Below are 23,607 nucleotides of genomic sequence, written 5' to 3' on the forward strand. Positions count from 1 at the left end.
GACGCTCCCCATCGTTCGGCAAGGCGCCCAGTGCATCACAGCCCGGACCGCCGCGGGTACCGCGTCGCCGTCCTGTGATCTCGCTCCCAGTCGCCGGGAGGACGTTCCGCCACGGCACTGGCTTCCGCCTGTGAGCGCCGAGCCGAACCGTCCGCTGCGGGTGCTGCTGGGCGCGTCCGTGCCGGCCAACACCGGCGACGGCGTGCTGCGCACCGGCCTGCTGCTGGTGGTGGCGCACCTGACCGGCTCCGTGAACGCCTCGTCGCTGGTGATGGCGGTGAGCACGGTGCCGTGGCTGCTGTTCGGGATCCCCGCCGGGCTGCTCGCCGACCGGGACGGACGAACCGGTCGGACCGGCCGAGACGGGTGAACCGGCCGGGACGGGCGGTTCCGTCGAGGTGGAGCGGGCGGGGCGGCACCCCCGCACAAGGTGCCGCGCCGCCCGCTCCGGTCAGTAGGAGCCGGGGATGCCGGCGTCCTTGCAGGCCTTGGCGAACTGCGGGGTGCAGATGTCCTCGGCCTTGTAGAGGCCGCCGTCGATCACCGTCTCGGTGATCTTGTCCTTGGTGACGACGACCGGGGTGAGCAGCATCGAGGGGATCTGCTTGTCGCCGGACTGGGTGACGGCCGCGGCCACCGAGGTGATGTCGATGCCCTTGACCAGGTAGACCGCCATGTTGGCGGCCGCCTCGGCCTCCGGCTGGTACGGCTTGTAGATGGTGTACGCCTGATCGCCGGTGAGGATCCGGCGGATCGCGTCCAGCGAGGCGTCCTGCCCGCCGACCGGCACGTCGGTGCGCCCGGCCTTGTGCAGGGCGTCGATGATCGCGCCGGCCATGCCGTCGTTGGCGGAGTACACGGCCTGGAAGCCGTTCTTGCCGAGCTTGGAGACCGCTTCGTCGATCTTCGCCGAGGCGACCTCGGGCTTCCACTCGCCGGACTGCTCGTAGGCGATCCGCTTGACCTTGCCGTCCAGCGCCAGGTGCGCGCCGGTCTTGAAGGAGGCGGCGTTGGGGTCGGTCTCCGCACCGTTGATCATCAGGATGTCGGAGTCGGCGGGCTTCTTGCCGGCCTTGCCCATCGCGTCCAGCAGGGCCTGGCCCTGGAGTTCGCCGGTGCGCTGGTTGTCGAAGGAGATGTAGGCGACCACGTCGCCGGCGGCCAGCCGGTCGTACGCGATGACCTTGGTGCCCTTCTTCTTCGCCTCCTCGACCCACGGCGCGGTGACGGCGGCGTTCACCGGGTCGAGCAGGATCACCTTGACCCCGCGCGAGAGCAGTGCGTCGAACTGCTCCTTCTGCACCTTCTCGTCGCCGTCGGCGTTGGCGTAGTCGAGGGCGCACTTGGTGCACAGCCCCTCGACGGACGCCTGGATCAGCGGCTTGTCGAACGCTTCGTAGCGGGTGGACGAGGATCGCTCGGGCAGCAGCAGTCCGATGGACTGGTTGCCCGAGGACGAGGGCTTGTCGTCCCCGCAGGCGGCGAGCGACAGCGCCATCGACACGGCGGCCGTGCCGATGACGAGTCGACGCGTCATCGAGTTCATGGTGGGTGGTGCCTCCCTGACAGCGCCGTGTCCCTACGGCGAGGTGAAGGGGAGTCAAGCCCACCCATCATGTGTCGTCAAGAAGTAAATCATTGGTGGGGGTGATTCAGCCAAGTCGTTACCTTCTTGAATGCAATCCGGGAGATTTGCCTACGGAGCGTTCATCGCTCGTTACGCGCCACCAGGAACACGCCGCCGACCACGATCGCGCCGCCGAGCATGATCGGCCAGGTCAGCGCCTCGGAGAGGAAGAGCCAGCCGAGGAAAACCGCCACCACCGGATTGACGTACGCGTAGGTGGCCACCAGGGTCAGCGGCGCGCGCTGCAAAAGCCAGGCGTAAGACGTGAACGCGACAATGGATCCGAACAGCACCAGGTACACCAGCCCCGCCCACGATCCGGCGGACACCGCCCCCGGGGCGAACCGGCCCGGCTCGCCCCGGACGAACGACAGCGCCAGCGCGCCCAGCGCGCCCGCCAGCATCTCGTACACGCTCGCCACGAACGGGTCGGCCGGCATCGGCAGCCGACCCGCCAGCACCGAGCCCAGCGCCCACACCACCGCCGCGACCACCACCAGCAGCAGCCCCGACAGCCCGACCTCGCCGGTCAGGCCCGGCGCGGTCAGCACCCCCAGGCCCACCAGCCCGAGCAGCACCCCCGCCAGGGTGGCCCCGCCGGTCCGGACCCCGAACACCCGGCGCAGCAGCACCACCCAGAGCGGCACGCTCGCCACCATCAGCGCCGCCAGCCCCGACGGCACGGTGCGCTCGGCCAGCACCACCAGCCCGTTGCCGCCGACCAGCAGCAGCGCGCCCACCAGGAACGCGGAGCCGAACTGAGGCCACGTCACCCGCAGCGCCCGCCACCCCTGACGGACCGCCAGGCCCGCCCCGAGCAGCAGCGCCGCCGCGCCGAAGCGCAGCGCGCCCGACAGCAGCGGCGGCATGGTCTCCACCACCACCCGGATCGCCAGGTAGGTCGATCCCCACACCACGTACACGATGCCGAGCGCCGCCCACACCGCCGCCCCGAGCCCGCCCGGGCGGACGGCGGCCTTGGTCGCGGTCGCGGGGCCGGTGGCGGAGGCGGGGACGGGGGACGCGTCGGAGGGGGGTGCCCCCGGGGTCGGACAGTCGGGGTCGGCGTCGGCCGGGGTCTGCGGGGAGGGCGCGGACATGGGCGTCTCCTGGTCTTGGTCCTGACACGGGCGTTCGGCGGAATGACACCACACTCCGCCCGCGCCCGGCAGGGAGTTTCGGCACCCGGTACGGGTCACTACGGGCGAATCCCCTCCACCGCACGCCGGACAGGGCCGACCGGATGAACCGGCGCACCACCGCGCCCCCAGCCGGGCCGCCCCGGCCGCGCCGGATGGTAGGCATGGGGGCGGGCCCTGGCGCAGCCGATCGGAGGAGCGGCCGCATGGCATGGTTCGCCGCACCCGAGTACCGGCTCGCCCGCGAGCTGTTCCTGCGCCTGCTCGCCCTCGTCTACGGCTGCGGATTCCTCGCCGCTGCCCGGCAGTTCCGCGCCCTGCTGGGCAGCCGCGGCCTGCTCCCGATCCCGCGTTTCCTGGCCCGCGTCCCGTTCCGCCGCGCCCCCAGCCTGTTCCACTGGCACTACAGCGACCGCCTCTACGCCGTCCTCGCCCGGACCGGTCTGCTGCTGTCCGCCGCCCTGCTCGCCGGAGCCGCGAACCTGCTGCCGCTCGGCGCGGCGATGGCGCTCTGGGCGCTGCTCTGGGTCCTCTACCTGTCGATCGTCAACACCGGGCAGACCTGGTACGCCTTCGGGTGGGAGTCCCTGCTGCTGGAGGCCGGGGCGCTCGCCGTGTTCCTCGGCAACGACCGGGTCGCCCCGCCGCTGCCCGTGCTGTGGCTGCTGCGCTGGCTGCTGTTCCGGGTCGAGTTCGGCGCCGGACTGATCAAGTGGCGCGGCGACGCCTGCTGGCGCAAGCTCACCTGCCTCTACCACCACCACGAGACCCAGCCCATGCCCGGCCCGCTCAGCTGGTTCTTCCACCACCTGCCCCGGCCGCTGCACAAGGTCGAGGCCGCCGCCAACCACGTCGTCCAACTCGCCGTCCCCTTCGGCCTGTTCCTCCCGCAGCCGATCGCCTCCGACGCCGCCCTGCTGATGGTCGCCACCCAGCTGTGGCTGATCGCCTCCGGCAACTTCGCCTGGCTGAACTGGCTCACCGTCGCCCTCGCCCTGTCCGTCCTCGACACCGGCACCCTGCGCCGCGCCCTGCCGATCGGCCCCGACCACGGGTACCCGGGCCAACCCGCCTGGTACCAGGCCCTGGTGGCCGCGTACGCCCTGCTGGTGCTCGCCCGCTCGTGGCAGCCCGCGCGCAACCTGGTCTCCCCGCGCCAGCAGATGAACCGCTCCTGGGACCGCCTCCACCTGGTCAACAGCTACGGCGCGTTCGGCTCCGTCAACCGGACCAGGTACGAGATCGTCATCGAGGGCACCCGCGACGCGCGCGGCGCGGACGGCTGGCAGGAGTACGAGTTCCCCGGCAAACCCGGTGAAGTGCGCCGCCTGCCACGGCAGTTCGCGCCCTACCACCTGCGGCTCGACTGGCTGATGTGGTTCGCCGCGATCTCCCCGTCCTACGCCCGCCCCTGGTTCCTCCCGCTGCTCGCCCGCCTGCTCGTCAACGACCCCGCCACCCTGCGCCTGCTGCGCCGCAACCCCTTCCCCGACGCGCCGCCCGCGCTGGTCCGGGCCCACCTGTACCGCTACCGCTTCACCGACGGCCCCGAGCTGCGCGACACCGGCGCCTGGTGGCACCGCGACCACGTCCGCGACCACCAGCCGCCCGTCGGGCTCGCCGAACTGCGCCGCTTCCTGCCCGCGGACGCCTCCCCCGGCCGTGCCCCCGGCGCCCCCGGCCGGACGAGCGGAGAGCGCCGATGACCCCACCCAACGCCCGGCCCCCACCCCGGCGGGGCGTACTGTCGGTGCCGCTCCCTACCATACGGACCACACGGACGGGCCCGCGCCCACCGCCACCGGTCCGCCGCGGCCCGGTATTTCACGGAGGGCCGGTGCGTGCACGGCTCGAACGCGCACCCGTATTCTGGCCTCCCGCGACGCCACCACCGCCGCAACCACCCCACCCGCCCCGCCAGTCCTTCTGCCCGCCAAACGCCACGAACCGGACTTCACATGACAGTGCGCACCCTGAACGACGCCGACGACGCCGCGTCCGAGACCGCGTCCGCGACGGACGGCGAGACCCGCCAGAGCACCCGTGAGGAACTCGGCCGCTTCGCCGACCAGGGCGGCTTCACCCTCACCGCCGACGCCAACCCCTGGCTGGAGGCCGCCGAGACGCTCACCGGGCCCGAGGACGCCCGCGCCGCGTCCACCGTCCTCGCCGAACTCCGCAGCCGCGACACCCGCGCCATCGGCCGGGCCGCCAACGCGATCGCCGCCAAGGCCGGCCTCGACATCCCCGACACCCTCGGCGGCCTCAGCACCCTGCTCGAACTCCTCCAGCGCGTCCACGCCACCAGCGCGACGCTGCGCACCGAGGTCTACGAGCAGGACCTGGTCGAGCTCGCCGCCGCGACCGGCAGCGCCGCCTACCGCAAGGACAGCGGCGCCAAGCTCGGCTGGAACCGCCGCCGCCAGCTCCGCGCCCAGGCCCGCGCCCTCGCCGCCGCCGGCACCCGCCCCGGCCGCGCCGACCTGCACGCCGCGCTGGTCGCCGCCGCGGCCGCCCACCGCGACTGGAACATCCTCTCCACCGCGGCCTCCCGCCCCGCGGTACCCGTGGACGGCACCCTGCTCACCGAGACCGCCAACGTCGTGGAGTCGCTCACCGACGCGGTCCGCTCACTGGCCCGCCTCCTCCCCGAGCGCTCCCTCGACTCCCTCCCGCTCGCCGAACTCGCCGAACTCGTCGACCGCCTGGCCGCGGACGAGGGCACCCTCTACCGCCTCTCCGCCCTGCGCCAGCTGCGGTTGGAACTCGCCGAGCAGGGGCTCACGGAGCTGCTGGACGAGTTGCACGAGCGGCAGGCCGACAAGGACGCTGCGCTGGCGGCGTACGACCGGCACGTCGCCGCGAAGGCCGCGCTGGCGGCGGGGCCGCGGACGGCTGCGGAGGCGGAGGTCGAGACCGCTGTCGAGGAGACGGTGGTGGAGACCGAGGCTGTCGCGGTGGAGACCGTGACCGTGACCGAGGTGGAGACCGAGACCGAGGCTGAGGCTGAGGTTTCGGAGCCGGTGGCCGAGGAGCCGACGGTGGAGACCGAGGCTGAGGTCGCCGTCGAGGAGTCGGTGATCGAGGTCGAGGCTGCCGCTGAGGAGCCCGAGGCGGAGATCGCCGTCGAGGCCGTTGAACCGGTGGCGGAGACCGAGGTCGAGGCCACGGTCGAGATTGCGGAGCCGGAGGCCGTCGAGGCTGAGCCCGTTGTGGCCGAGCCGGAGCCTGTCGCCGTTGAGGCCGTTGTGGCGGAGCCGGAGGCCGTCGAGATCGAGGTTGTGGCGGTCGAGGCTGAGGCTGTTGTGGTCGAGCCGGAGCCTGTCGCCGTTGAGGCCGTTGTGGCGGAGCCGGAGGCCGTTGAGGTCGAGGCTGTCGCCGTTGAGGTCGAGGTCGTGGAGCCGGAAGCCGTTGTGGCGGAGCCGGAGCCCGAGCCCGAGGTCGAGCCCGTTGCGGTGGAGCCGGAGGCCGTGGAGCCCGAGGCTGCTGTAGCCGAGCCCGAGCCGGAGCCCGAGCCCGAGGTCGCGGAGCCCGAGCCGGAGGCTGTTGTGGTGGCGGCCGGGCCGGTCAAGCCCGAGTTGACGCCCGGCAAGCCGATCACCGGGTACTCCGCGGAGGAGCTGGTCGCGCTGGTGGCCTGGCTGGACGCGGACGGGGAGAAGCGCAGTGACGACGAGTTGCTGCGGGCGGCCATGAAGGAGCTCGGGTTCGGTCGGCTCGGGCCGCGGATCAAGGAGGCGCTGGGGGCCGCGGTGGCTTCCGTGCGGGCCTGACGCTCCGTCAGGAGTGGGGTGTTCCGCCCGTCGTCGTGCCTGGTGCGCGGCGGCGGGCGGTGCCGTTCCGGCGGGGGCGGTCGGGGGTCATTCGCCGATGTCCTCGGACCAGAGGTCGGGGCGGGCGGTGACGAAGTCGGTCATCAGGCGTACGCAGCGCGGGTCGTCGAGCAGGGTGATGCCGGTGCCGTGGGCGGCGAGCCAGTCGTGGCCGCCGGTGAAGGTGGTGGACTCGCCGATCACCACGTGGCCGATGCCGAACTGGCGGACCAGGCCGGAGCAGTACCAGCAGGGCGAGAGGGTGGTGACCATCACCGTGTCGCGGTAGCCGCGCAGCCGTCCGGCGTCCCGGAACGCGGAGGTCTCGGCGTGCAGGGACGGGTCGCCGTCCTGGACCCGCCGGTTGTGTCCGCGTCCGAGGAGCCGTCCGTCCCGCCGGAAGAGCGCGGCCCCGATCGGGATGCCGCCCTCCGCGAGTCCGGCCTCCGCCTCGGCCACCGCGACGTCCAGCCACGTCCGGGCCTGCTCCGCCGTCACCCCACCGTCCACCGGCCACCTCCGTCGTCCGTCCCGCCGCTCTTCGGCGTCCACCTTCTCCGGGTACCCGGTGCGGGGCGGTCCGCCACGCCGGGCGGGGTCAGACGACGGTGACGGCGACGCCGGCGGCTTCGAGGGCGGCGAGTTCGGCGGGCGGGGCGGTGGGGTCGGTGACCAGGGTGTGCAGGTGGTCGGTGGGGACGGCGCGGGCGAAGGCGGTGCGGCCGAGTTTGCCGCCGTCGGCGGCGGCGAGGGTGCGGCGGGCGGCGGCGGTGGCGGCCCTCTTCACGGTGGCGTCGTCGAGGTCGTAGGAGGTCAGGCCGTCGGCGGCGCTGAGGGCGCAGCAGCCGAGGACGGCGGTGTCGAAGCGCAGGGCGGAGAGCGAGGCGAGGGTCAGCGGGCCGGTCAGGGCGCCCTCGGTGGCGCGGGGTTGTCCGCCGGGGACGATCAGGGTGGCCGGGCCGGGGGTGTCGCCGAAGACGTGGACGGCGGGCAGCGAGAGCGGCATCACGGTGACGGGGCGTTCGCGCAGCAGGCGGGCGAGTTCCAGGCAGGTGGTGCCGCTGTCGAGGACGACGGTCTCGCCGTCGGCGATGAGGGCGGAGATCCCGGCGGCGATCCGGCGCTTGGCGTCGACTGCCGCGCGGGCGCGCAGCGCGAACGGGGGTTCCTCGCCGCGCAGCAGCAGGGTGCGGGCCCCGCCGCGGAAGCGTTCCAGGACGCCCTGCGCGGAGAGGGCGTCCAGGTCGCGCCGGATGGTCATCTCGGAGGCGCCGGTCAGCTCGGCGAGTTCCGGGACGGTGGCGCTGCCCGCGTCCCGGACGGTCTGGGCGATCAGGGCGTGCCGCTCCGCGTTGTTCATACCGAGATTGAACCGCACCGCACAACGCACAGGCAATCTGTTCGATAACGCCACTTTCGAACATCGAGGATGTTCGTTATGGTCGTCCGCATGGAACGCTCGCTCCGGGCCGCTCGCGTGGCGACCTACGTCTACTTCGTCCTGTGCGGCACCCTGATGGGCGCGTGGGTCGTGCACATCCCCGCGATCGAGACCCGGGTCGGCATCGGCCACGCCGCGCTCGGCGGCCTGCTGGTGCTGCTGGGCCTCGGCGCCTTCGGCGGCATGCGGGCGGCCGGGCCGCTCACCGACCGCCTCGGCGCCCGGGCCGTCGTCCCGGCCTCCGGCGTCCTGTGCGCCGCGTCGCTGGTGCTGCCCGCCCTGGCCCCGGACCCGTGGACGCTGGCCGGGGCGCTGCTGGTCTTCGGCTTCGCCAACGGCTGCCTGGACGTGAGCATGAACGCCCACGCCGTGCACGTGGAGCAGGCGTACGGGCGTCCCGTCATGTCCGGCTTCCACGCCACCTTCTCGGTCGGCGGCGTGATCGCGGCCGGGGCCGCCGCCGCGTCCGCCGCCGCCGGGCTCGGCCCGGCCGCCACCCTCGCCCTCCTCGGCGCGGCCGGTGCCGCCACCGCCCTGCTGACCGCCCGCAGCCTGCTGCCCGGCGGCGCGGCGCCGACCGGGGACGGGCCCGCGCCCGAGGCACCGGGCGGGTCGTCCGAGACACCGGCCGCGCCGGCCGTGCCGGTCGGGTCGTCCGCCGACAGCGGCGTCCGCCGTCGGATCCGGGTCCTCGCGGTGCTGGCGCTGATGGTGATGCTGAGCGAGGGCGCGGCCAACGACTGGAGCGCCCTGCACCTCAAGGACGTGCTCGGCGCGCCCGCGAGCACCGCCGCGTTCGCCTACGGCACCTACGCCGCCGCGATGACCACCGGGCGCCTGCTCGCCGACCGGGTCTCGGCCCGGTACGGGGCGGCGGCCGTCCTGCGGTACGGCGCGGCCACCGCCGCCGTCGGCATCACCGTCGCCGCCCTGACGCCCTGGGTGTGGGCGGCGTTCCTCGGCTGGGCGCTGTTCGGCCTGGGCCTGTCCGGGTGCGTCCCGCAACTGTTCAGCGCCGCCGGGCACGCCGACCCGGCCGCCGCGGGCGCCAACGTCTCGCGGGTCGCCGGGCTCGGCTACCTCGGCATGCTGGCCGGCCCCGCCGTCATCGGCTGGCTCACCCACCTGACCGCCCTCAACCACGCCTTCCTGCTGCTCACCCTGCTGTGCGCCGTCACCGCCGCGGCCGCGGCCGTCCTGCGCCCCGCCGGGCCCGCCACCGCCCCCGCCGCGCAGACCCGCGCGTCCGCCCCGGCGGGCGGCCCGGCGGGCGGCCCCCACTAGACCACCCGTGCGGCCCGGGCCGGGGCCGCACGGGTCTGCGCGCCCGGCGCCGACGGCCCGTCAGGGGCGGGTGGGCGCCCGCCGGAGTCGACGGTTCCTTTAGGGTGCGGGGATGCGAGATTTCGGGGCGGGACTGCGGTTCCTGTTCAGCGGGCAGCGGTGGGTGGCGCGGCACGGGCGGTGGTGGGGCTTCGGGATGATCCCGGCGCTGATCGCCCTGGTCGGGTACGTGGTGGCACTGGCGGTGCTGATCGTCTACGCGGGCGACCTGGCCGCCTGGGCGACGCCGTTCGCGGACGGCTGGAGCGAGCCGTTGCGCGACGCCGTGCGGACGGTCGTCGCCGTGCTGGCGGTCGTCGCGGGCGGGCTGCTGTCGATGCTGACCTTCACGGCGGCGGCGCTGCTGATCGGCGAGCCGTTCTACGAGTCGCTGTCGGCGAAGGTCGAGGAGACCGAGGGCGGCGGCCCGCCGGAGCCGGACGTTCCGCTGTGGCGCCAGCTCTGGGTCGCGGCGCGGGACAGCCTCGCGGTACTGCTGCGGGCGGCGGCGTTCGGGATCGTGCTGTTCCTGTGCGGGTTCATCCCGGTGCTGGGGCAGACCGTCGTCCCGGTGGTGGCGCTGTGCGTGTCCGGCTTCTACCTGGCCGTCGAGCTGACGGGCACCCCGCTGCAGAAGCGCGGCCTGTCGCAGAAGCAGCGGCTGCGGCTGCTGCGCTCCCGGCTGCCGATGACGCTCGGCTTCGGCGCGGGCCTGGCGCTGCTGTTCCTGATCCCGGTGGTGACGGTGCTGGCGATGCCGGGCGGGGTGGCGGGCGCGACGCTGCTGGCCCGGGAGCTCTCCCCGTACGAGCCCGAGGGGGCGCGGCGGCCGGAGGACGCGGACGCGGACACCGGCGCGGACGCGGACACCGGCGCGGACGCGGAGGACGGCGGCGGCGAGCTGCCGCGGCCGGGCCGGGGGCCGTACGCCAACCCCTACGCCGCCGACCCGTACGCCGCCGACCCCTACCGCGCCGACCCGCGGGCCTGACGGCGAGCGGCCTGGCCGGCCGGGGCGGTCGGGGCGGTCGCCACGCGTCACGGTGACTTGACTCAGCGTCACCGATTGCGCGATAACGTCCCCATGGCCGTAACCGTGCACGCCGCCCCGCGCGGCATCGATCTCGGCGACCCCGCGTTCTGGCGGCTCCCCGAGGAGGCCCGGGCCGCGGCGTTCGCCCGGCTGCGCGAGCGTCCCGGCCCGGTCGGGTTCACCGACCGGGCGACGGGGCGGCGCTGCTGGGCGCTGGTCCGGCACGCCGAGGTGACGGCGGCCGGCCGCGCGCCGGAGGTGTACCTGTCCGGGCCGGGGGCCGGTGGGCCGGAGCCGGGCCGGTGGGTGCGGGCGCTGTTCGGCGACTCGCTGCTCGACCTGGACGACCCCCGGCACGCCGACCTGCGCCGGACGGTCGGCCGGGCGTTCACGCCCCGGCTGCTGGCCGCGGTCGAGCAGGACGTCCGGGCCACCGCCGCCGAGCTGGTCGACCGGCTGGAGCGGGAGCGCCCGACCGACTTCGTCGCCGCCGTCGCGGCCGAACTCCCGTACCGGGTGCTCTGCTCGATGCTGGGCCTCCCTCCGGAGCGCCTGCGCCGGGCCGCGGGCCGGTCGGACCGCGACGCCGCCGCCGCCCGGGCCGGGCTGGCGCTCCGGCTGGCGGTCCGGCGGGCGGTGGCCGCCCCGGCTCGCGAACGCCGCCGCCGACCGGCCGACGACCTGATCTCCGCCCTGGTCGCCCCCGGCCCGGACGGCCGCGGGCTGGACGTCCGCGAACTCGCCGCGTTCTGTACGCTGCTGCTGGACCTCGGCGTCCGGGCCACCCGCGACGCGCTCGCCCGCGGCCTGCACCTGCTGACCGTCCACCCCGCCCAGCGGGCCCTGCTGCTCGGCGACCTCGACGCCCACCTGGGCGGCGCGGTCGAGGAGATCCTGCGCTGCGCCATCCCGGTCGACCGGCTGCGCCGCGCCGTCGCCGTCGACCACCGCCTCGCCGGCCTCCGGCTGGCCGCGGGCGACGGGGTGCTCCTCTGCTACGGCTCCGCCAACCGCGACGAGTCGGTCTTCCCCGCCCCCGACGCCTTCGACATCACCCGCTCGCCCAACCCCCACCTCGCCTTCGGCGGCGGCGGCCCGCACTTCTGCCTCGGCGCCCACCTGGCCCGCCACCAACTGCGCGCCCTGCTCCGCGAACTGCTCACCCGCCTCCCGGAGATCCGCGCCACCACCGCCCCCGACACCGTCCCGTCCGCGACCGGCTCGCGGGTCCGCTCGCTGGGGTTCACCTTCTGAACGACGGCGGGGCGGCCACCGCCGTGCGCGGTGGCCGCCCCGGGGGTCTCGGGCGGCGGGGTCAGGACGGGCGGCTGCCCACCGCGTCGCGGACCTCGGCGCCCAGGACGCTGTTGGCGCGGGCGCAGTGGGCGCCGCAGAAGAAGCGGCCGGCGACTTCGACGCCGTGGCCGACGATGCGGACGGTGCACTGTTCGCAGCGGGGGGCGAGCTTCTCCATCGCGCATTCGAAGCTGTCGAAGACGTAGGTGTCGCCGGTGATCGTCTTGATCTCGAAGGACAGCCAGTAGTCGTTCTGGCACACCACGCAGATCGCCATGTCGGGGCTCCTCTCGTCGTACGGGTCCACCGCCGAGTCTTGGCCCGGGGCGGGCGGGCGGCAATCGGCGGCGGTCCGAACGGAGAAAACCGGAGGAACCGGAACGAAACGGCGGGGTCCGTCCGATAATGGGCAGCAGGGTCCGGGGTCCAGCCGAGGAGGCCGAGATGATCATCCGAATCTGGGAGGCGCAGGTCGCCCCGCACCGGGCCGAGGACTTCTGCGCCAGGCTCGCCTCGACCGTGCTGCCCGGCCTCGGCCGGTGGGACGGCTTCCTCGGCGGCGAACTGCTGCGGGCCTGCGCCGACGGGGACCACCGGGTGCAGATGATCACCCGCTGGCGGGACGAGGAGGCGCTGCGGGCGTACGCCGGGCCGATGTGGCGGATCCGGCCGGTCTGGTCGGAGGGCGAACTGCGCGAGCTGGAGCACCCGCCGACGGTGGTGCACTTCCACTCGCTGCGCCGGATCGAGCAGGCCTCCGGGGAGTCCGCGGCCGCGGCCTGAGCGGCGCGGAGGCGGCGCGCCGGTGCGAGGGGGGGACCGGCCGGGGGCTCAGGCCACGGGGATGCCGGTATCGGCCTTCACCTGCTTCATCGTCAGGTGCGAGTGCACCTGCGCGATGCCCGGCAGCCCGGAGAGCACGTCGGTGACGAAACGCTCGTACGCGGCGAGGTCGGCCACCGCGACCCGCAGCAGGTAGTCCGGGTCGCCGAACAGGCGGTGCGCCTCGACCACCTCCGGCAGCTCGGCTACCCGGCGCTCGAACTCGGCGACGGTGGCCCGGTCCTCGTGCCGCATCACCACCGTGACGAAGGGCTGGAAGCCGCGTCCGACGGCGGTCGGGTCGAGCCGGGCGCGGTAGCCGCGGATCACGCCCTGCTGCTCCAGGTGACGCACCCGGCGCAGGCACGGGGACGGGGTCAGGCCGACCCGGTCGGCCAGGTCGGCATTGCTGATCCGGCCGTCCTGCTGGAGCTCGTGGAGGATTCTGCGGTCGAGGCGGTCCATGGCGCAACATTCTGCCAGAGCAGGGCGGTGACCAGCGAAAACGGGACATCGGCTGCCAACGGTGGACGGCTAGCGTCCGGGTGCTGAGATTTTCCCCTCCCGGTGGCCCCCCCCGAACGCTCTCCCGAAGGTGCCCATGGACCCGCACGCCTTGCTGCTCTTCCTCGGCGTCGACGTGCTGCTGGTCTGCACGCCCGGCCCCGACTGGCTGTACATCGCCGCCCGCGGCCTCGGCCAGGGCCGCCGCGCCGCGCTCACCGCCGTCACCGGCGTCTGCGCGGGCTACGCCGTGCACACCCTGCTCTCCGCCGCCGGGCTGGCCGCCGCGCTGCGGGCCGTCCCCGCGCTGCTGCCCGCCCTGCGCCTGGCGGGGGCCGGCTACCTGGTGCTCCTCGCCGCCGGGATGCTGCTGGCCCTGCGCCGGGACGGCGGCGGCGCCCGGGCCCTGGCCGCGGCCGGTCCGCAGCCGGCCCGGACGGTGCTGCGGCAGTCGCTGCTGACCGCGCTGCTCAACCCGAAGGGCCTGCTGCTCTACCTGTCGCTGGTCCCGCAGTTCGTCACCCCGGACGGCGCGCTGCCGGTCGGCGGGCAGGTCGCGGCGCTCGGCGCGGTCAACGTCCTGTGCTGTGCGGCCGTCTACTCGGCGGTCGCCCTGGCCACCGCCCGCCTCGGTGGCCGGTTCGGCGCCACCCCGGTGGCGGCGCGGCGCCTGTCCGCGGTCTCGGCGGTGCTGCTGCTGGCCGTGGCGGGCGTGACGGCGACCGCCTGAACCCGCGCCCCCCAGTCGGGGTGACGGGGCGTCAACTGCCTTGAGGCGCGCTCGGAGTGGAGCCGGAGCGGAGATCGGGGGCCGGGGCGGACTCGGGAGTCGGCGGGCTCAGGAGTCGGCGTGCTCCGACAGGACCTCGATGGCGATGGCGAGCTGCTTGCGGAAGGAGGCCAGGTCATGGTCGTCGAAGGAGTCCATCAGGCGGCGCTCCACGGCCACGGCTTCGCGGTCCGCCTTGCGGAGCAGGGCCGTGCCGGCCCGGGTGAGGCGGAGCAGGAGGACCTTGGCGTGGTCGGGCGAGTTCGTCCGGCTGATCAGCTTGCGCTGGTCGAGCAGCGAGATGACCCCGTTCATGGCCTGCGCGGTCACGCCGCAGATGCGGGCCAGCCGGGCGCCCGAGATGTTCGGGTTCTCCGCCAGGAGGAGCAGGGCCGAGTACTGGGGGACCGTCAGGCCGAAGGGGCGCAGCACCCGGTTCTTCTCGGCGATCAGGGCCTGCTCGGCCTGCTTGATGAGACTGCCGAGCCGCTGGTCGAACGGCAGCTCCGACTCCGTCGTCGGCATCTTTCCTCCTTGGTGGGACCCCGGTGCGCAGTTCGGACATCCGTGCACGGTTCGGACGTCGGCGGCCCATTGGTTGCTCCAGGCTACCGGTTCGGATGCGTCGGGTGAAGCTCCTGACCTTGTCTTGTGTCAGGGTCAGGGGAGAAAAAATCTAATGACACTTGAATCAAGGTCATGATAGCTTTCAGTCGCCGCCGGAGAGTGGCGGCAGGTCACACGGGGGGTAGCCATGTATTTCCGGGAGGTAAAAGGCGGTGGTGAGAGCAGAAGCGGAATACGTTCTGCTGTTCTGCATCTCCCACCCCGGCACGACACATCGGCCGCCGCCGTGCTGGCCGGTCGGGCCGACGCCGACGAGGTGCGGCGGGACGGCTACCGCCGGCTGCCGGTGGACGACCGGCGCGCGGCACCGGACCTCGCCGTCGAGGCGGGGCGGACGGCGCTGGAGCGCGCGGGGCTGACGGCCGACCGGCTGGGCCTGGTCGCGCACGCCTGGATCCACCACCAGGGCCACGACTTCTGGTCCCCGGCGCACTACGTGGCCTCCTCGCTGGGGGCGCGCAACGCCGAGCCGGTCGGCGTGCAGCAGATGTGCAACGGCGGCGCGGCCGCCCTGCGGATCGCGCTCGACCGGATGGCGGCCGACCCCGGGGTGGAAGCCGCCCTGGTGACCACGGCGGACAGCTTCCCCGCTCCCGGGTTCGAGCGCTGGCGCGCCGACTACGGTGTGGCGTACGGCGACGGAGGCACCGCCCTGCTGCTCACCCGGGAGCACGCCCGCTACCGGGTCGCGGGCCTGGCGACCGTCGCCGCGCCCGAACTGGAGCTGATGCACCGGGGGGACGACGCCTTCTCCGCGGCCCCGCGGCAGCACGGTGCGGCGCTGGACGTGCGGCGCACCAAGAAGGCGTTCCTGGTCCGGGCGGGCAAGGAGGTGTTCGCAGAGACGGTCGACCGCTCGCTGCGCCGTGCGGTGACCGGCGCGCTGGAGCAGGCCCGGCTGGGCCCGAACGCCACCCTGCCGGTGGCCCTGCCGCGCCTGGGCCGCTCGGTCCTGGAGAGCGCGTACCTACCCGCCCTGGCGGGGCTGGTCGAGGGCGAGGTGCTGGACTTCGGCCCGGACACCGGCCACCTCGGCGCCGGTGACGCCGCCGCCTCGCTGGCGGAGGCCGACGCCCGGGGCCTCGTTCCACCCGGCGGCCACCTGCTGGTCATCTCCGCCGGTGCGGGCTTCACCTGGACCGCCCTGGTCGTCCAGGCCCTCTGACACCCCGACGTCCCGACCCGGCCCGGCGTCCCGAGCCGGCGTCCCGACCCCGCGTTCCGATCCAGCGTCCGGGCACAGCGCCCCGATCAGACCTCCCGACCCGTCCCCCTGACCCGTTCTCCCGACCCCGCGTCCGGTCTCCGGCGCTCCCGTCCGATTCCCGACGGGCCGGGTCCGCAGCACAGCCAGGTCCCCTCCTCCTCCCGGTGCGGCAGCGACGCCGCTCGCCCGGGCCGAGCCGTCGGCCACCGAGCCGACCCCTTCGCTCCCCTCCTCGCGTCCTCGTGGACCCCGCGTGCAGTGCGGCACGCCGGAGGGGACGCCCCCCGTACGTCCTGACCCCACCGGAGCCGTCCGGCACGCCGTCGTGCCCGGTCCGGTGCCGGACGATCCCGCGACTCCCCGCGGTGAGCCCCGTCGTCGCCGTGCCCGGCACGCGGTGGCCGGTCGTTCCGGAGCCCTCGGTGATCCCTCTTCGATCCCTCTTCAAGGAAGGTGTCCCAGTCATGCCGTCCACCGCTCCATCTCGCCAAGAGGCGTCCGCTCCCGTGTCGACACGGATCTCCACGGTGCTGCCGCCGGCCGGCACGGCCCTGCCGCGGACCGACAGCACCATCGACCGCGCCCTGGTGCACCGCAGTGCGCTCAGCGAGGTCTTCGTCACCGCGATGGTCCCCGACCCGCGCGGCGGCACCCTGGCCTCGGCCCAGCTGCCGAGATCGCACGCCTACTGGGGGGACCACTCGCTGGCGCCCGCCTGTCACGATCCGGTGCTGCTGATGGAGGTCTGCCGCCAGGCCGCCCTGGCCGCCTCGCACCTCCAGCACGGGGTGCCCCGGACCGACAAGTTCATCCTGACCCACCAGGACCTGCGGATCACCCGGCCCGAGCTGCTCGCCCGCGGCACCAGGCCGACCACCCTGCTGCTCCGGCTCGACCCGGAACGGGTCCGGGAGCGCGACGGCCGCACCACCGGCGTCGACTACGTCCTCGCGCTGGCGGTGGCCGACGGCTCCGGCGCGGTCCAGGACGCCGGGCGGGCCACGGTCGGCCTGCGCTTCAAGGCGGCGGGGGAGTACCAGGAGCTGCGGCTGCGCGGCCGGGAGGGCCGACCGATGGGCTCCACCGCGGACTTCGCCACCGGCGCGATGGCCGGGGAGCCGGTGGCCGCGCCGCTCGTCGGCCGGCGGCTGCCGGAGAACGCCGTGCTGCTGGACGTGGCGGCCACCGGCCGGGGCGCGACGGCGACGCTGCGGATCGCCGGCGACCACCCGAGCCTGTTCGACCACCCGCAGGACCACCTGCCCGGCATGGTGCTGATCGAGGGCGCCCGCCAACTCGCCCTGTACACCGTCCGGGAGCACATCGGACTGGCGCCCGGGAAGGTCCGGGTGCAGGCGGTCGACGCCCGGTACGAGCGCTTCGCGGAGCTGGACTCGCCGCTGCGCCTGGAGGCGCTGCTGCCCGACTGGGAGGCGCTGCTGTCCGGCGCGCCCATCCCGGTCGAGGTGCTGGCCACCCAGGACGGGGTCGCCAACTGCCGGATCGTGGTGGACCTGGAGCTGGCGTGCCGCTGACCCTCGCACCGGCCGGGGCCCCCGCCGCCGTGGCGGCCCCGATGGCCTTCTTCGACGTCGACGAGACGCTGATCGCGGTCAAGAGCATGTTCTCCTTCCTCCGGTTCCACCTGGAGCGCAGGGGCGAACGGCCGGAGACCTACGACGCGTTGGTCGGGCAGCTGCACGCGGACGCCGCCGCCGGGACCCCGCGCCACGAGATCAACCGCCGCTACTACCGGCTGTTCGCCGGGGAGCGGGCGGCCGAGCTGGCCGCGTCCGGCCGCGCCTGGTTCGAGGACGCCCGGCGGGGCGCGGCGGAGGCCGGCGGGTCGCTGCTGCTGGCGGAGCCGGTCGCGCACCTCAGGGCGCACCGGGCCCGCGGCACCGCGGTGGTGCTGCTCTCCGGGTCGTTCTTCGCCTGCCTCGACCCGGTCGCCGAACTGCTCGGCGCGGACGGGGCGTTGGGCACCCGGCCGATCGTCCGCCGGGGTGAGCTGACCGGCGAGGTGGTCGGGCCGATGATCGGCGGCCGCAAGGCGAGGGCCGCCACCGCGGCGGCCTGGCTGCGCGGCGCCGACCTGGACGCCTGCCTCGCCTACGGCGACCACGCCAGCGACCTGCCGCTGCTGGAGGCCGTCGGCCGCGGCCTGGTGGTCGGCGCGGACCCGGTGCTCGCCGAGGCCGCCCGCACCCGCGGCTGGCAGTTCCTGGACGCCGCCCCCGGGCACTGAGCCCCGGCGTCCGCCGACCGCCGCGCACCCCCAGGGCGCTGAGCCCCGGTGCCCGTCCGCCGCCGCGCACACCGCCGTGCGCGGCGGCCGGCGGACCGCACCGCAGCGCCCCCGGCACGACGCACCAGCACAGCCGGCACCGCCAGCACAGTCAGCACAGGAGGAGAACACCCCATGCCCCCGTACAGCCAGGCCGACCAGGCCCCCGCCGTCGGCATCCTCGGCACCGGTTCCTACCTGCCCGAACGCACCGTCCCCAACGAGGAGATCGCCCCGGCGGCCGGGATCGTCCCGGAGTGGATCGAGAACCGCACCGGCATCGTGGCGCGCCGCCGGGCCGCGCCGCACCAGGCCACCTCGGACCTCGCCGCGCTGGCCGCGACGCGCGCCCTGGCGGCGGCCGGACTGCCGGCCGACCGGATCGACGTCATCGTCCTGGCCACCTCCACCCCCGACCACCCCCAGCCCGCCACCGCCAGCATCGTGCAGCACCTGATCGGCGCCGGGCAGGCCGCGGCCGTCGACGTCAACGCGGTGTGCAGCGGCTTCGTCTACGCGCTGGCGATGGCGGAGGGCCTGCTGCGGGTCCGCGGCGGCGGCCACGCGCTGGTCATCGGCGCCGACGTCTACTCCCGGATCCTCGACTACTCCGACCGCCGGACCGCCGTCCTGTTCGGCGACGGGGCCGGCGCGGTGGTGCTCGGCCCGGTGGCGGCCGACCGCGGCCTGCTGCACACCGTGCTGCGCGGGCACGGCGACGCGCACCGCCTGATCAGCGTCCCGGCGGGCGGCAGCCGGACGCCGCCCTCGGAGAGCACGGTGCGCGAGGGCGGCCACTTCTTCCGGATGGACGGGCGCGGGGTGCGGGAGTTCGTCTCCGCCGAGCTGCCCCAGGCGATCGCCGAGCTGCTGCGGGAGAACGGGCTGAGCCCCGAACAGATCGACCACTTCGTCCCGCACCAGGCGAACGGCGAGATGCTGCGCAGCCTGCTGCCCAGCCTCGGACTGCCGGAGTCGGCGCTGCGCCTGACGGTGCGGGAGTTCGCCAACACCGGGTCGGCCTCGGTGCCGATCACGCTGGACGCGGTGTTCGCCTCGGGCGAGCTGCGCCCGGGCCAACTGGTGCTGCTGGCCGGTTTCGGCGGCGGCATGAACGTCGGCCTCACCCTGCTGCGCTGGGGCGTGGACGCGCCCGCACCCGTGCTGAGCAGCGGCCGGAGCGGTCAGGAGCGGCACGTCCTGACCGTCTGACCGGCCGGTCGGCCGACCGGCCGGCCCGGTCGTCCACGCCATGGCATGTGTCAGGGTCTTTATATTTGATCGACCATCGCTATAGACTCAACCCTCGATACCGCGTGAAGCGTCTATGGCCAATCAAGGACAAACCAGGAGTCCACCGTGACCGTCGTGCAAGACCTCGAACCGGTGCAGACCGGTGACGAGCAGATGTCGCAGCGTCAGAAGGCGATCCTGCTCGTACTGCTGGCCACCCAGTTCATGCTGGCCGCAGACTTCTCCATCCTGAACGTCGCGGTGCCGGAGATCGGCTCCTCGCTGCACTTCTCGCTGAGCAGCCTGCAGTGGATCGTCACCGCCTTCGCCCTCACCGCGGCCGGGTTCACCCTGATCTTCGGACGGGTCGGCGACCTGCTCGGCCGCAAGCGGCTCTTCCTGGGCGGCATGGCGCTGCTCGGCCTCTCCTCGCTGCTCGGCGGCCTCGCCCAGACGCCCACCCAACTGATCGTCGCCCGGGTCGGGCAGGGCCTGGCCACCGCCATCACCACGCCCTCGGCGCTGGCCCTGATCACCACGTCCTTCCCCGAGGGCAAGCTCCGCGAGCGGGCGATGGGCCTCAACGGCGCCCTGATGTCGGCCGGCTTCACCGCGGGCGCCATCCTCGGCGGCGTGCTGACCGGCCTGCTCGACTGGCGCTGGGCCTTCCTGATCAACGTGGTCGTCGCCGTCGCCGTACTGGTCGCCGCGCCCCGGCTGCTGACCGAGAGCCGCTCCGGTCAGCGGGTCTCGATCGACCTGCCCGGCTCGCTCACCGTCTGCACCGGCCTGGTCGCCCTGGTCGTCGGCATCACCCGGGCCGGCGAGCACGGCTGGACGGAGACCTGGGTCCTCGTCCTGCTGGCCGCCGCCGCCGCGCTGCTGGTCGCCTTCTGGGCGATCGAGCGGGTCACGGCCGAACCGCTGCTCCCGGTGCGGCTGCTGGCCCGCCCCACCATCAGCTGGGGCAACCTCGGCGGCCTGGTCACCTTCACCATGATGTCCTCCGTGGTGTTCCTGATGACCCTCTACCTCCAGGACGCCCTGCACTACTCGCCGCTGGTCACCGGCCTGGCGTTCAGCGGCCTGGGCACTGCGGCCTTCTTCGGCGGCCTCCGGACCGCCCGGATCATCGGCCGCCTCGGCAGCCGCACCGCGCTGGTCCTCGGCCTGGTCATCCAGGGCGTCTCCACCGCCGCGCTGCTGCTGATCGGCACCGACCACGGCCCCGGCCTGGCCCTGATGATCGCCGCCACCACCGTCGGGGGCTTCGGCCACGTGCTGTCGATCGTCTCCTTCATGGTGACCGGCACCCTCGGGGTCTCCGACGACGACCAGGGCCGCGCCACCGGCATCACCTCGATGACGCAGCAGGTCGGCATCACCATCGGCATCCCGATCATCAGCACCCTGGCCACCAGCCGGATCGCCGCCGCTGGCCACGGCGAGAGCGCGGTCGCCGAGGGCGTCCGCACCGCGATCGCCGTCGACGCCGGGGTGGTGCTGCTCGCCGCCCTGCTGATCGGACTGTTCCTGCGCAAGCGGCACCTCTCGGCCGCGGCCTGACGGCCCGACCCGCCGACCGGTCGGCACCGTCCCTGACGGCCGGTCACCCGGGGGCGGGCGGCGCCCCGTGCCGCCCGCCCCACCGTCCCACCGCCCCACCGTCCGACGGAGTCCGCACCGTCCGACCGCGTCACGCACGTCCGCACCGTCCGCACCCACCGCACCGGAGGAGAAGAGTTGAGCGCCATGGAGCCCGATCGGCCGGTCGGCAGCAGCGAGGTGTTGATCGTCGGCGCCGGCCCGGTGGGCGTCGCCCTGGGCTGCGACCTGTTGCAGCGCGGCGTGCGGGTGCGCCTGGTGGACAGCGCCGCCGCGCCCGCCCCGGCTCCCCGGTCCCGGGCCGTGCTGGTCTGGCCCCGCACCCTCGAACTGCTGCGCGGCATCGGCGTCGCGGAGCGCCTGGCGGCCACCGGGCACCGGCTGACCGGCATCGGCTACCGCTCCGAGGGCCGGCTGCTCGGCCGGGCCGCGGTCGACCGGATCGCCGACACCCCGTACCCGTTCGCCGCCACCCTGCCCCAGTACGAGACCGAACGCCTGCTGCTGGAGCGCCTCGCCGAACTCGGCGGCACCGTCGAGCGCGGCGTCGTCCTGGAGGACCTGCGCCAGGACGCCCGCGGCGTCACCGCGCGGCTGCGCCACCCCGACGGCAACGAGGAGCAGGCGCACGCCCGTTGGCTGGTGGGCGCGGACGGCGCGCACAGCTCGGTGCGCAAGCAGCTGGGCATCGGCTTCGACGGCGACACGGTGGACGTCACCTTCGGCATCGCCGACGCGCCGATCGACGGCCCGGCCGCCCGCGACACGCTCCACTACTGCTACACCGCCGACGGCGCGCTCGGCGTCGTCCCGCTGCCCGACGGCCTGTTCCGGGTCGCCATCAGCATCCCGCACCGCGACCCGGCCGAACCGCCGCCCGCCGGGGTGTTCGCCGAAGCACTGCGGCGGCGCGCCCCCGGCCTGGGCGAACTGGGCGAACCCCGTTGGACCGGATCGTTCCGGGTCCGCTGCCGGATCGCCGACCGCTTCCGCGACGGCAACTGCTTCCTGGCCGGCGACGCCGCGCACATCATCAGCCCGGCCGGCGGCCAGGGCATGAACTACGGCCTCCAGGACGCCTTCAACCTCGGCTGGAAGCTGGCCGGCGTGCTGCGCGGCACCCTCGACGCCGCGGTGCTCGACAGCTACCACCGCGAACGGCACGCCGCGGTCGCCCGGGTCGCCGCCGTCACCGCCGCCCAGACCCGCTGGGGCATGATCGCGGGCGGCCCGCGCCGGGTCCTGCGCGACACCCTGGTGCGCGGCGCGGCCCTGGGCGGCCTGCTGCGCCGCCGGATCGCGCCGATGATGGCCCAGACCGACGTCAGCTACGCGGCGGACGGCCTCCGGCGCGCCCGCCCCGGCCACCCGCGGCCGGGCGACCGGCTGCCGGTCTTCGCCCCCGAAGCCCTCGAAGCCCCCGAAGCCCCCGGCGGACCCGCTGCCGCCGCCACCGCCGCCCCCGCCCCGGCCGACCCCGCGCTCGACCGCGACGGCTTCACCGTCCTGGTCCGCCGCCCGTCCGGCCCGTCCGGCCCGTCCGGCCCGTCCGGCCCGTCCGGCCCGTCCGGTCCCGCCGGACCGGGTGACCGGGGCAGCGCCGCGGTGGCCGCCGCGCTCGTCGGCCGCCCCGCCGTGGTCCGCACCGTGGACGACACCGCGTCCGCCACCCTGCTCCGCGCGCTCGGCCCCCGCCCCGTCCTGGTGGCGCTCCGCCCGGACGGCCACGTCCAGTACGTCGCCCCGGCCACCCGCAGCGGCCTGGCCGACCTGGTCCGGCACCTCGACGGCCTGGCCCCGCGCACCCGCACCGCCCCGGAGCCCGCCGCCGCCCGCGGCTGACCCCGCGCCGGCTCCTCCGGCCCGCTCCGCCCCACCCGCCCCGCACCTCCGCACGACGTCCAGGGAGACGAACCGCAATGCACACCACCACCCTCGGTACCGCAGGACCCGCCGTCGGCCGGATCGGCCTCGGCTGCATGGGCATGTCCTGGGCGTACGACGAGCCCGGCCGGGACGACGCCGCCTCGATCGCCGTCGTCCACCGCGCCCTGGACCTCGGCGTCAACCTCATCGACACCGCCGACGCCTACGGCCCGTTCACCAACGAGTACCTGGTCGGCCGCGCGCTGGCCGGGCGGCGCGCGGACGCGGTGCTCGCCACCAAGGTCGGCCTGGTCGTCGACGGCAGCCGCACCATGCACCGCAACGGCCGCCCCGAGCACATCCGGGCCTCCATCGACGCCTCGCTGCTGCGCCTGGGCACCGACCACGTCGACCTCTACCAGCTGCACCGGGTCGACCCGGCCGTCCCGCTGGAGGAGTCCTGGGGCGCGATGGCCGAGGTCGTGAAGGCGGGCAAGGCCCGGGCCATCGGCCTCTCCGAGGTGAGCGTCGCGGAGATCGAACTGGCCGCCGCCATCCACCCGGTGGCCTCCGTGCAGTCCGAGTTCTCGCTCTGGTCCCGGGACGTCCTGGAGAACGGGGTGCTGGCCCACACCGCCGCGCACGGCATCACCCTGCTGCCCTTCTCGCCGCTCGGCCGCGGCTTCCTGACCGGCGCGATCCGCAGCTCCGCCGACCTCCCGGCCGGCGACTGGCGGCACGGCAGCCCGCGCTTCCAGCCCACCGAGATCGACGCCAACCAGGCGCTGGTGGAGCGGATCGAGGGCGTCGCCGCCCGCCTGGAGACCACCCCGGCCCAGGTGGCGCTGGCCTGGCTGCTCGCCCAGGGCGAGCACGTCGTGCCGATCCCCGGCACCAAGACCGCGCGCTACCTGGAGCAGAACGCCGCCGCGGCCGAACTCGCCCTGGACGCCACCGTCCTGGCCGAGCTGGACACCCTGCCCGCCCCGGCCGCGCCCCGCTACTGACCCGGCTTC

At 74.8% G+C, this 23,607-nt stretch carries 22 protein-coding genes; 15 read left to right on the forward strand and 7 right to left on the reverse strand.

Annotated features, from left to right (window positions below; all coding sequences use genetic code 11):
• The first annotated feature begins 130 nt into the window (after positions 1-130).
• The gene (locus tag ACIQVD_RS08680) at positions 131-370 is read left to right on the forward strand and encodes a hypothetical protein (RefSeq protein WP_402287093.1); all 240 of its coding nucleotides are present in this window, start codon (positions 131-133) and stop codon (positions 368-370) included.
• Positions 371-451: 81 nt separating this feature from the next.
• Here the strand turns inward: ACIQVD_RS08680 and ACIQVD_RS08685 are convergent, their stop codons facing one another.
• Positions 452-1,546, reverse strand: a complete 1,095-nt coding sequence (locus ACIQVD_RS08685) for a sugar ABC transporter substrate-binding protein (protein ID WP_400678807.1) — start codon at positions 1,544-1,546, stop codon at positions 452-454.
• Positions 1,547-1,707: 161 nt separating this feature from the next.
• On the reverse strand, positions 1,708-2,727 hold the full coding sequence (locus ACIQVD_RS08690; protein ID WP_402287096.1) for an EamA family transporter: 1,020 nt from the start codon (positions 2,725-2,727) through the stop codon (positions 1,708-1,710).
• Between the two features lie 245 nt (positions 2,728-2,972).
• On the opposite strand from ACIQVD_RS08690, the gene ACIQVD_RS08695 reads away from it, so the two are divergent.
• Together ACIQVD_RS08695 and ACIQVD_RS08700 are read left to right on the forward strand one after the other, a co-directional pair.
• Entirely contained in the window at positions 2,973-4,472 is a 1,500-nt protein-coding gene (locus tag ACIQVD_RS08695; protein WP_402287098.1) for a lipase maturation factor family protein, read from the forward strand.
• A gap of 252 nt (positions 4,473-4,724) precedes the next feature.
• Positions 4,725-6,539, forward strand: a complete 1,815-nt coding sequence (locus ACIQVD_RS08700; RefSeq protein WP_402287100.1) for a hypothetical protein — start codon at positions 4,725-4,727, stop codon at positions 6,537-6,539.
• 87 nt (positions 6,540-6,626) lie between these two features.
• On the opposite strand, the gene ACIQVD_RS08705 is transcribed toward ACIQVD_RS08700, so the two are convergent.
• Together ACIQVD_RS08705 and ACIQVD_RS08710 are read right to left on the reverse strand one after the other, a co-directional pair.
• Positions 6,627-7,088: a nucleoside deaminase gene (locus tag ACIQVD_RS08705; RefSeq protein WP_402287102.1), complete on the reverse strand. Its 462-nt coding sequence runs from the start codon at positions 7,086-7,088 to the stop codon at positions 6,627-6,629.
• An 88-nt stretch (positions 7,089-7,176) separates the two neighbouring features.
• Positions 7,177-7,938 (reverse strand): DeoR/GlpR family DNA-binding transcription regulator, encoded by a 762-nt coding sequence (locus tag ACIQVD_RS08710; protein WP_402287105.1) that lies wholly within the window; start codon positions 7,936-7,938, stop codon positions 7,177-7,179.
• A 90-nt stretch (positions 7,939-8,028) separates the two neighbouring features.
• On the opposite strand from ACIQVD_RS08710, the gene ACIQVD_RS08715 reads away from it, so the two are divergent.
• The 3 genes from ACIQVD_RS08715 (at position 8,029) to ACIQVD_RS08725 (ending at position 11,629) form a co-directional block, all read left to right on the forward strand.
• A complete protein-coding gene (locus ACIQVD_RS08715) occupies positions 8,029-9,303 on the forward strand; it encodes an MFS transporter (protein ID WP_402287108.1) in 1,275 nt (424 codons plus the stop codon).
• 112 nt (positions 9,304-9,415) lie between these two features.
• Positions 9,416-10,333 (forward strand): EI24 domain-containing protein, encoded by a 918-nt coding sequence (locus tag ACIQVD_RS08720; RefSeq protein WP_402287110.1) that lies wholly within the window; start codon positions 9,416-9,418, stop codon positions 10,331-10,333.
• 93 nt (positions 10,334-10,426) lie between these two features.
• Positions 10,427-11,629, forward strand: coding sequence for a cytochrome P450 (locus tag ACIQVD_RS08725; RefSeq protein WP_402287112.1), 1,203 nt, complete (start codon positions 10,427-10,429; stop codon positions 11,627-11,629).
• Positions 11,630-11,690: 61 nt separating this feature from the next.
• On the opposite strand, the gene ACIQVD_RS08730 is transcribed toward ACIQVD_RS08725, so the two are convergent.
• The gene (locus ACIQVD_RS08730; protein WP_100839697.1) at positions 11,691-11,948 is read right to left on the reverse strand and encodes a Prokaryotic metallothionein; all 258 of its coding nucleotides are present in this window, start codon (positions 11,946-11,948) and stop codon (positions 11,691-11,693) included.
• A gap of 167 nt (positions 11,949-12,115) precedes the next feature.
• Here ACIQVD_RS08730 and ACIQVD_RS08735 point away from each other — a divergent pair, with 167 nt between their 5' ends.
• A complete protein-coding gene (locus ACIQVD_RS08735) occupies positions 12,116-12,454 on the forward strand; it encodes an antibiotic biosynthesis monooxygenase family protein (RefSeq protein ID WP_402287114.1) in 339 nt (112 codons plus the stop codon).
• 48 nt (positions 12,455-12,502) lie between these two features.
• Here ACIQVD_RS08735 and ACIQVD_RS08740 read toward each other — a convergent pair whose 3' ends face one another.
• On the reverse strand, positions 12,503-12,958 hold the full coding sequence (locus ACIQVD_RS08740; RefSeq protein ID WP_400678824.1) for an Lrp/AsnC family transcriptional regulator: 456 nt from the start codon (positions 12,956-12,958) through the stop codon (positions 12,503-12,505).
• A gap of 136 nt (positions 12,959-13,094) precedes the next feature.
• On the opposite strand from ACIQVD_RS08740, the gene ACIQVD_RS08745 reads away from it, so the two are divergent.
• Positions 13,095-13,727, forward strand: a complete 633-nt coding sequence (locus ACIQVD_RS08745; RefSeq protein WP_402287117.1) for a LysE family translocator — start codon at positions 13,095-13,097, stop codon at positions 13,725-13,727.
• A gap of 108 nt (positions 13,728-13,835) precedes the next feature.
• Here the strand turns inward: ACIQVD_RS08745 and ACIQVD_RS08750 are convergent, their stop codons facing one another.
• Positions 13,836-14,291: a MarR family winged helix-turn-helix transcriptional regulator gene (locus tag ACIQVD_RS08750; RefSeq protein ID WP_400678827.1), complete on the reverse strand. Its 456-nt coding sequence runs from the start codon at positions 14,289-14,291 to the stop codon at positions 13,836-13,838.
• Positions 14,292-14,619: 328 nt separating this feature from the next.
• On the opposite strand from ACIQVD_RS08750, the gene ACIQVD_RS08755 reads away from it, so the two are divergent.
• The 7 genes from ACIQVD_RS08755 to ACIQVD_RS08785 all read left to right on the forward strand — a co-directional run bounded on the left by ACIQVD_RS08755 (position 14,620) and on the right by ACIQVD_RS08785 (position 23,598).
• A complete protein-coding gene (locus tag ACIQVD_RS08755; RefSeq protein WP_233533578.1) occupies positions 14,620-15,558 on the forward strand; it encodes a ketoacyl-ACP synthase III family protein in 939 nt (312 codons plus the stop codon).
• Positions 15,559-16,106: 548 nt separating this feature from the next.
• Positions 16,107-17,135, forward strand: a complete 1,029-nt coding sequence (locus tag ACIQVD_RS08760; RefSeq protein WP_402287121.1) for an AfsA-related hotdog domain-containing protein — start codon at positions 16,107-16,109, stop codon at positions 17,133-17,135.
• On the forward strand, positions 17,126-17,848 hold the full coding sequence (locus ACIQVD_RS08765) for an HAD family hydrolase (protein ID WP_400678830.1): 723 nt from the start codon (positions 17,126-17,128) through the stop codon (positions 17,846-17,848). The genes ACIQVD_RS08760 and ACIQVD_RS08765 overlap by 10 nt, the downstream gene beginning before the upstream one ends.
• Positions 17,849-18,022: 174 nt before the next feature.
• A complete protein-coding gene (locus ACIQVD_RS08770) occupies positions 18,023-19,099 on the forward strand; it encodes a 3-oxoacyl-ACP synthase III family protein (protein ID WP_402287123.1) in 1,077 nt (358 codons plus the stop codon).
• A 195-nt stretch (positions 19,100-19,294) separates the two neighbouring features.
• The gene (locus ACIQVD_RS08775; protein ID WP_400679902.1) at positions 19,295-20,686 is read left to right on the forward strand and encodes an MFS transporter; all 1,392 of its coding nucleotides are present in this window, start codon (positions 19,295-19,297) and stop codon (positions 20,684-20,686) included.
• A gap of 186 nt (positions 20,687-20,872) precedes the next feature.
• Positions 20,873-22,567, forward strand: coding sequence for an FAD-dependent monooxygenase (locus ACIQVD_RS08780; RefSeq protein ID WP_402287731.1), 1,695 nt, complete (start codon positions 20,873-20,875; stop codon positions 22,565-22,567).
• A gap of 77 nt (positions 22,568-22,644) precedes the next feature.
• Positions 22,645-23,598 carry an aldo/keto reductase gene (locus tag ACIQVD_RS08785; protein ID WP_402287125.1) on the forward strand — a complete coding sequence of 318 codons (954 nt, stop codon included), beginning with the start codon at positions 22,645-22,647 and terminating at the stop codon, positions 23,596-23,598.
• Positions 23,599-23,607 lie beyond the last annotated feature (9 nt).

The organism is Kitasatospora sp. NPDC090308 (assembly GCF_044769485.1).
In the GTDB taxonomy this organism is placed as follows: Bacteria; Actinomycetota; Actinomycetes; order Streptomycetales; family Streptomycetaceae; genus Kitasatospora; species Kitasatospora fiedleri.